Source organism: Methylobacterium sp. E-041 (assembly GCF_022829665.1).
Lineage (GTDB): Bacteria > Pseudomonadota > Alphaproteobacteria > Rhizobiales > Beijerinckiaceae > Methylobacterium.
Genome location: NZ_JAKSYQ010000167.1, coordinates 41,432 through 49,049 on the forward strand (window position 1 = coordinate 41,432; position 7,618 = coordinate 49,049).

Below are 7,618 nucleotides of genomic sequence, written 5' to 3' on the forward strand. Positions count from 1 at the left end.
CCACGCTTTCAGGATGAATGCCATGGAGATGAATCAACCGGTCGGGAAGACGCCGCTCGACGACAGGCCCGACGGCCTCGTCGGACGGCCGATCGACCGCATCGACGGCCGCCTCAAGGTGATGGGCCGCGCGCCCTATGCCTACGAGACCCGAGAAGTGAAGAACCCGGCCTACGGCTTCATCGTCGGCGCGACGATCGCCGCCGGCACGATCCGCTCGATCGATACCGCCGCCGCCGCGAAGGCACCCGGCGTCATCCACGTGATGACCCACGAGAACGTGCCCGAGCAAGGGGAGAAGAAGGAGCAGGTCTGGCCGCAGCTCGCCGGGACGAACATCGGGTTCTTCGATCAGCCGGTGGCCTTCGTCGTGGCCGAGACCTTCGAGCAGGCGCGCGCCGCGGCCAAGCTGGTGAAGGTCGCCTACGACCTTCGGGCCCCGAAAGCCTCGCTGCGGGCGGCGCTGCCCCAGGCGGTCGAGCCGAAGAAGCAGCAGACCGACCCGGATTCGAAGCTCGGCGACTTCGACGGTGCCTTCGCCGCGGCCCCGGTCAAGCTCGACGTCGAGTACACGACGCCGACGCAGATCCACGCGCAGATGGAGCCGCACGCGACGATCGCCTCGTGGGAGGGCGACAAGGTCGTGCTCTACACCGCCAACCAGATGCTGAACCGCGGGCAGAAGTCGCTCGCTTCGGTGCTGAAGCTGCCGGTCAAGAACGTGCGTCTGGTGAGCCATTACATCGGCGGCGGCTTCGGCTCGAAGCTGCAGCCGATGCCGGAGGCGACGCTCGCCGCGCTGGCCTCCAAGGCGATCCAGCGCCCCGTGAAGGTGGCCCTGACCCGGCAGCAGGAATTCCACGTCGCGACCCACCGCACCGACACGATCCAGCGCATCCGGCTGGCCTCCGACCGTGACGGAAGGCTGACGGCCCTGTCCCACGAATCCTGGTCCGACACGGCACAGGGTGACGAGTTCTACGAGACCTCGGCCAACGTCACGCGCTCGCTCTATGCCGCGCCGAACCGCATCACGCGCCATCGCCTGGCTAAGCTCGACCTGCCGATCGCGTCCTCGATGCGTGCGCCCGGCGAGGCCGTCGGCATGCTCGCCTTCGAATGCGCCATGGACGAGCTCGCCGAGCAGATCGGCCTCGACCCGATCGAGCTGCGAATCCGCAACGAGCCGACGCAGGACCCGGAGAAGCAGGTGCCGTTCACCGTGCGCCAGCTCGTGCCGTGCATGCGCGAGGGTGCCAAGCTGTTCGGATGGGACCGCCGCAAGGCGGCCGGCACGGTGCGCGACGGCAATTGGATGGTCGGCATGGGCATGTCGGCGGCGGCCCGCCTCAACCCGCTGATGCCGTCCGCGGCGTCGGTGAAGCTCGGCGCCGACGGATACCTGACCGTGCGGATGGCGATGACCGACATCGGCACCGGCACCTACACCATCCTCGCCCAGATCGCCGGCGAGATGATGGGTCTCCCGGTCGAGCGCATCCGCGTCGAGATCGGCGACACCGCCTATCCCGCGGCGGCCGGCTCCGGCGGATCGTTCGGCGCGGGCTCGGCCGGCTCGGCGCTCTACGTCGCCTGCGACAACCTGCGCAACAAGCTCGTGGCGGCGACCGACCTCAACCCGGACGGCGTCGTCTTCGCGGACGGGCGCGTCACCTCGGGCAACCGCTCCGAAGCCCTGGCCGACCTCGCCGGGTCGGGCGGCGTCGCGGCGGAGGGCGAGATCAAGCCCGGCGCGCTGAAGGAGAAGTTCTCTCACTACTCGTTCGGTGCGCACTTCGCCGAGGTCGGCGTCGACCGCGACACCGGCGAGATCCGTCTGAGGCGCATGCTCGGCGTCTTCACCGGCGGCCGCATCCTCAACGCCAAGACCGCCCGCAGCCAGGCGATCGGCGGGATGACCTTCGGCGTCGGCGCGGCGCTGATGGAGGATGCGGTGATCGACCCGCGCACCGCTACCTACGTCAACCACGATCTCGCCGAGTATCACGTGCCGGTCCACGCCGACATTCCTGCGATGGACGCGGTGTTCCTGCCGGAGCGCGACGACAAGGCCAACCCGCTCAAGAGCAAGGGGCTGGGCGAGCTCGGCATCTGCGGCGCCGGCGCGGCTTTGGCCAACGCCGTCTACAACGCCACCGGCATCCGCATCCGGGACTATCCGCTGACGCTGGACAAGGTGCTGAAGGGCTTCGAGGAGCAGGAAGGCCGCGCGCCGCGCCGGGCATGACGCCAGGGAGTGGTTGACGGCGGCCTCGCCCATGGACATCCCGCGATGTGCCAACATCCGGGAGCCACGCCATGGTGTCCGCCGACCGCCATCCCCCGAGCCGCTTCAACGCGGCGCGCTACTGCCTCGGCGAGAACGTGCGGGCACGGCCGGACAAGACCGCGCTGATCCTCGTCGGCGCGGGCGAGGCGGTCGAGACCCTCACCTTCGCCGAGGCCGACCGCGCCGTCCGCGGGATCGCGGCCGGGCTCCTGGCCCGCGGATTGCGCCGCGGCGACCGGGTGATGATCCGCATGGGCAACGAGGCCGACTATGTCCTCGTCTACTTCGCCGCGCTCGCCGCCGGCCTCGTCGCCCTCCCCTCGTCGCCGCAGCTGACGCCGGCCGAGGCAGCCTTCCTGATGGAGAACTCGGGTGCGGCGGCGGTCGCCGTCGGCGGCGGCTGCGTGGTCGATCCGGCGGCTCTCGGCGACCGCATCCTCCTCGATGCTGCGGCCATCGCCGCGATGAAGACCGAAGCGCCGCTCGCCGACTACGCGGACACCTCCGCCGACGACCCGGCGACCCTGGTCTACACCTCCGGCACCACCAGCCGACCGAAGGGCGTGCTGCACGCTCATCGCGCGGTCTACGGCCGCCGGCCGATGCTCGAGCACTGGCTCGGCCTTTCGGAAGCCGACACGATGCTGCACGCCGGCACGATGAACTGGACCTACACGCTCGGCGTCGGCATCACCGATCCGTGGTCCGTCGGCGCGACCGCCGCGCTGTACAACGGGCCGCGCGACCCGTCCGTCTGGCCCCGGCTGATCGCGCGCCATCGCGCCACGATCTTCGCCGCCGTGCCGAGCCTGTATCGCCAGATCCTCAAGTACGGCGACCCGGGCAGCCACGACCTGTCGAGCCTGCGCCACGGCTGCACCGCCGGCGAGGCGCTTCCCGCGGACGTGCTCGACGCCTGGACCGAAGCGACGGGAAAGCCGCTCTACGAGGCGCTCGGCATGAGCGAGATCTCGACCTACGTCTCGACCGGGCCGACGATCGCGCAGCGCCGCGGCTCGCCGGGCAAGCCCCAGCCGGGACGGCGCGTGGCGATCCTGCCGGTCGAGGGCGCACCCGAGCCGGTACCGGCCGGCGAGACCGGCTTGCTCGCGGTCCACCGCTCCGAGCCCGGCCTGATGCTCGGCTACTGGAACAGGCCCGACGAGGAGGCGCAGGTGCTGCGCGGCGACTGGTTCGCCGGCGGCGACCTCGCCCGGCTCGATGCCGACGGCTATCTCTGGTTCGCGGGTCGCAACGACGACCTGATGAACGCGATGGGCTACCGCGTCTCCCCGAACGAGGTCGAGGGCGCGCTGATCGCGCATCCGTCCGTCGCCGAAGCCGGGGTCGCCGAGCTGGCCGTGCGCGCCGACGTCTCGGTGATCTGCGGCTTCGTCGTGCTGCAGCCGGGCGCCGAGCCCGACGCGGACGCGCTGATCGCGTGGTGCGGCGAGCGCCTCGCGGCCTACAAGCGCCCGCGGGAGATCCGCTTCCTCGACGCCCTCCCCCGCACCGCCAACGGCAAGGTCCAGCGCAAGCGGCTCGCCGCGGCGGCCGGGGCTTGAGCCGCGTGTCCGCGATCCCGCCGAACGGCACGAGCACCCTGCCGATCTCCGTCTTCATCATCGCCCGCAACGAGGCGGACCGCATCGGCGCGACGATCCGTGCGGTGCGCGACCTGACCGACGACCTGGTGGTGGTCGATTCCGGCTCGACCGACGGGACGCAGGCGCTGGCGGCCTCCCTCGGCGCGCGGGTGATCCACAACGACTGGCCGGGCTACGGCCCGCAGAAGCGCTTCGCCGAGGACCAGTGCCGCCACGCCTGGCTCCTGAACCTCGACGCCGACGAGGTGGTGCCGCCCGATCTCGCCGCCAACATCCGCGCCTTGTTCGCCGCCGGCGAGCCCGAAACGCCCGCCTGGCGCATCGCCATCGCCGAGATCTTCCCCGGCGAGAGCCGCCCGCATCGCTGGGCCTACGCCCTGACGCCGGTGCGGCTCTACCGCAAGGATCGCGGGCGCTACTCGCCCTCCCCGGTCCACGACCGCGTGGCGCTCGAGCCCGGCGTCGAGCCCGGACGGCTCAAGGGGGTGATCCATCACTTCTCGGTGCGCTCGCTCGGCGACCAGCTCGACAAGCTCAACCGCTACTCCGACCAGCAGGCCGACGACCTCGAAGCCCGCGGCGTCGCGATCCCGAGCTGGCGCGTGTTCGTAGAGCTGCCCGGCAATTTCCTGAAGGCCTATTTCGGCCGCCGCCACTGCGTCCGCGGCGTCTACGGCTTCCTCACGGCGATGAACTACGCGATCTCGCGCCACCTGCGCATCGCCAAGCACTACGAACGCCGAAGGGCCTCCGCCACGCGCCAAGCCCGCGACCCGCTTGACCGCCCCGGCCCGACCTCTTAGAGCCGACGACGCTGGAGACGTGGCCGAGCGGCTGAAGGCACTCGTTTGCTAAATGAGCATACCCAGAAATGGGTATCGAGGGTTCGAATCCCTCCGTCTCCGCCATTTACCTGCGCAGATCGGTGGTGTGTGGTCCTCCGGGTTGTCGAACCCGTTGAGGTCGCTTCGTGTGTTCAGCCGACGTGGTCTTTGGGGGTAGGCAAGGACCGCCAAGGACACGCGTCGTGCTTGGGGCATCCGCTTGGGCACACTGATGCCCGGGCTGGACCTTGCCCGCGATCCACACACCCACCAGCAAGCAGGTCTCGACCCTGCCCCGCGGCCTGCACGGTGAAAGGGCGAACCTGTACCTCGCGGTGCGCCCCGGTCGAACCTTGCCGCGAGCACATGGGGGTGCACGTGACCACCCAGGGCCTTCGCGCGGCCTTTCGGACTTGGGCCGGCTCAGCCACGTTCCACAGGTGGAGTCGGCCGAGGAGGCCTTGGGTCATCTGGTCGACGACGCGACCGAGCGCGCCTACGATCGTAAGCCCTAGCTTGAGAAACGGCGCCGGCTGAGGGCGGATTGGGTGGACCATCTCGCCGGCTTGCTCACGCCGCAGAAGAATCCTTTCGTCATTTAGGGCGCCGCGGTCCCGCAGCAGGTGGTTGAGGAGATGCGGTCCCTCTGGGCGCGCTGATGAGGCTGAGGAGACCCGCTGCGCAGGGTACGACGGGGTCACGCCTTCTGGCCGTTCCACACGTCGAGACGCCGGGTCATCCCGTCGAAGCTTGGCAGCACGATGATGCGGTCTACCCATGCTCAAATAAACCGATAAATGTCGACAGCGATCGAGCCACGTTGGGCAATCGCGCCGCGTGCTGCCGAGCATCAGATCCCCGCGAACCGCGGCGCTTGGAGGCGCATCAGACCGAGAGCGGCCACAAGGTCGAAGCTGTCGGCGCGGGTGGAGCAACTCAGGCTTCGGGAGGATCTGTCGATGAAGCAACTGAGCATTCCTTCATCTCGGCATGCCTAGCAACAGTGATCCTGCACTGGGTAAAATCTCTTCCCGGGTCCGTGCGCTCGGCAGGAACTACAGACCCAGCACTTCAAGGCGCCGCATGACAATGACGTCCGCGCTCGCCGATGAAAAAGCAGGGGGTTTGGTACAAAGGCGCGCGCCGACGATCGAGCCCGAGACGGACCGTCGGGCTGATCGGTAAGTTGCTTCCGCGAGATTGCTGCTTGGCCACAAGGCCGAGGCGGCGGATCAATTGTCCCAGGATCGAAGCCCGCACACCAGGACCGTTACCACCACGGATCCTGCGATGATCAGGGACAGCGTGAGCTGATCCGTCGGATCGTCGGTGAAGGCTCTGGCCACCGCCGGACCGATCAAGGCGCAGCCGGCACCGCAGACGATCGCGACTGTCTTCGGGGTCATCGCGCACCTCCTCGGAGGCCGATCGCATGTCGCGATCACTGATCCTGTCGTCCACGCCCGCCCAGAAACGGGGGAGAACCTGAGCATGGGGGCGTGGACGGTCGATCCTCGGACCGACACAAAGGTAAGCCGGGGAGAGGTCTTTCGTTCAGCCCGGCGATCAGATGCCGCGGCCTCTCGGATCGTCAGTCATCTGAAGACAGACCGAGGCTGACTGCTACCGCCTTTGCCACCCGACTCCAGCGGTGGCCAGCGGCAGCGCCGACCGGGTGATTGTGCTGGGGACGCACGCGTCGTCGGGAGCGGCGGCGACTGTGTTCAACAATGCGCCTCCCAGAACGAGGCTCATGCCGCGCTAGGGAGAACACCGTAGGCATCAACCGGATAGTCCGGTGGCCGGCAGCAGGTACTGTTCCTCCCGTGCCGAAAGATTCAGGTCAGGAGATCGCGATGCGAGCAGTCGTTTATAATGGCCCGCGCGATGTTGCCGTGCAGAACGTTCCTGACGCGCAGGTCGAGCGGCCGACCGACGTGCTGGTGCGGATCACGAGCACCAACATCTGCGGCTCCGATCTGCACATGTATGAGGGCCGGACTGACTTTCCACGCGGCGGCGTGTTCGGGCACGAGAACCTCGGTCAGGTGGCCGAGGTGGGGGGCGCCGTCGATCGGGTGAAGGTCGGGGACTGGGTCGCCATCCCGTTCAACATCGGCTGCGGCTTCTGCAAGAACTGCGAACGCGGCTTGAGCGCGTTTTGCCTGACCACGGCGGATCGAAGCGTCGTACCGAACATGGCCGGCGCTGCGTACGGCTTCGCCGACATGGGCCCCTATCGCGGCGGGCAAGCCGACCTTTTGCGCGTTCCCTACGGCGACTACAATTGCCTGAAGCTGCCGCCGGACGCCGAGGAGCGGCAGAACGATTACGTGATGCTGGCCGACATCTTCCCGACCGGCTGGCATGCCACCGAGCTCGCCGGACTCCGTCCGGGCGAGTCGATCGTCATCTACGGGGCCGGGCCGGTCGGCCTCATGGCGGCCCACGCGGCGATGATCAAGGGCGCTTGCATGGTCATGGTCGTCGATCGCCATCCCGACCGCCTGCGCCTCGCAGGCTCGATCGGCGCTCTGCCCATCGACGATTCCAAGGGCTCCGCGGTCGACCAGGTCCTTCAGTTGACGAACGGCATCGGCGCCGACCGGGGCTGCGAGTGCGTCGGCTATCAAGCGCACGACCCGGAGGGCCACGAGCACCCCAACATGACGATGAACTACCTCGTGAGGTGTCCGTCGTCAGATGATTTGGGACATTCAGCGGTGTTCAGGAGCGGAGGCTCTGGTCCATCTGGAGTGAGAGGTTAGGCAGCCTGCGCGTGGTGGCGCAAGCGGCGATCCATCAGGGTCTGGCGCTTGATGCGTTCCCGCTCGGCCAGGATCCCTTCGCCGCGTCCGAAGTAGACGTCGGCGGGCGTGAGGTTGCTCAGGCTCTCA

5 protein-coding genes and 1 tRNA gene are annotated in these 7,618 nt (G+C 68.6%); 5 read left to right on the top strand and 1 reads right to left on the bottom strand.

Going from position 1 to position 7,618, the window contains the following annotated elements:
• The first annotated feature begins 22 nt into the window (after positions 1-22).
• The 4 genes from MKK70_RS15185 (at position 23) to MKK70_RS15200 (ending at position 4,805) form a co-directional block, all read left to right on the top strand.
• The gene (locus MKK70_RS15185) at positions 23-2,248 is read left to right on the top strand and encodes a xanthine dehydrogenase family protein molybdopterin-binding subunit (protein ID WP_243948714.1); all 2,226 of its coding nucleotides are present in this window, start codon (positions 23-25) and stop codon (positions 2,246-2,248) included.
• Positions 2,249-2,319: 71 nt separating this feature from the next.
• Positions 2,320-3,855: an acyl-CoA synthetase gene (locus tag MKK70_RS15190; protein WP_243948716.1), complete on the top strand. Its 1,536-nt coding sequence runs from the start codon at positions 2,320-2,322 to the stop codon at positions 3,853-3,855.
• Positions 3,852-4,700 (top strand): glycosyltransferase family 2 protein, encoded by an 849-nt coding sequence (locus tag MKK70_RS15195; RefSeq protein WP_243936472.1) that lies wholly within the window; start codon positions 3,852-3,854, stop codon positions 4,698-4,700. Before MKK70_RS15190 ends, MKK70_RS15195 begins: the two co-directional genes overlap by 4 nt.
• A gap of 13 nt (positions 4,701-4,713) precedes the next feature.
• Positions 4,714-4,805, top strand: a tRNA-Ser gene (locus tag MKK70_RS15200).
• Between the two features lie 1,148 nt (positions 4,806-5,953).
• Here MKK70_RS15200 and MKK70_RS15205 read toward each other — a convergent pair.
• Positions 5,954-6,127, bottom strand: a complete 174-nt coding sequence (locus MKK70_RS15205) for a hypothetical protein (protein ID WP_243948718.1) — start codon at positions 6,125-6,127, stop codon at positions 5,954-5,956.
• Between the two features lie 450 nt (positions 6,128-6,577).
• On the opposite strand from MKK70_RS15205, the gene MKK70_RS15210 reads away from it, so the two are divergent.
• On the top strand, positions 6,578-7,489 hold the full coding sequence (locus MKK70_RS15210; protein WP_243948720.1) for an alcohol dehydrogenase catalytic domain-containing protein: 912 nt from the start codon (positions 6,578-6,580) through the stop codon (positions 7,487-7,489).
• Positions 7,490-7,618 lie beyond the last annotated feature (129 nt).

What these genes read in the sequence shown, in the direction of transcription:
- MKK70_RS15185 (WP_243948714.1), top strand. Translation starts at nt 23, where the DNA reads ATGGAGATGAATCAACCGGTCGGGAAGACGCCGCTCGACGACAGGCCC.
- MKK70_RS15190 (WP_243948716.1), top strand. Translation starts at nt 2,320, where the DNA reads ATGGTGTCCGCCGACCGCCATCCCCCGAGCCGCTTCAACGCGGCGCGC.
- MKK70_RS15205 (WP_243948718.1), bottom strand. Translation starts at nt 6,127, where the DNA reads ATGACCCCGAAGACAGTCGCGATCGTCTGCGGTGCCGGCTGCGCCTTG.
- MKK70_RS15210 (WP_243948720.1), top strand. Translation starts at nt 6,578, where the DNA reads ATGCGAGCAGTCGTTTATAATGGCCCGCGCGATGTTGCCGTGCAGAAC.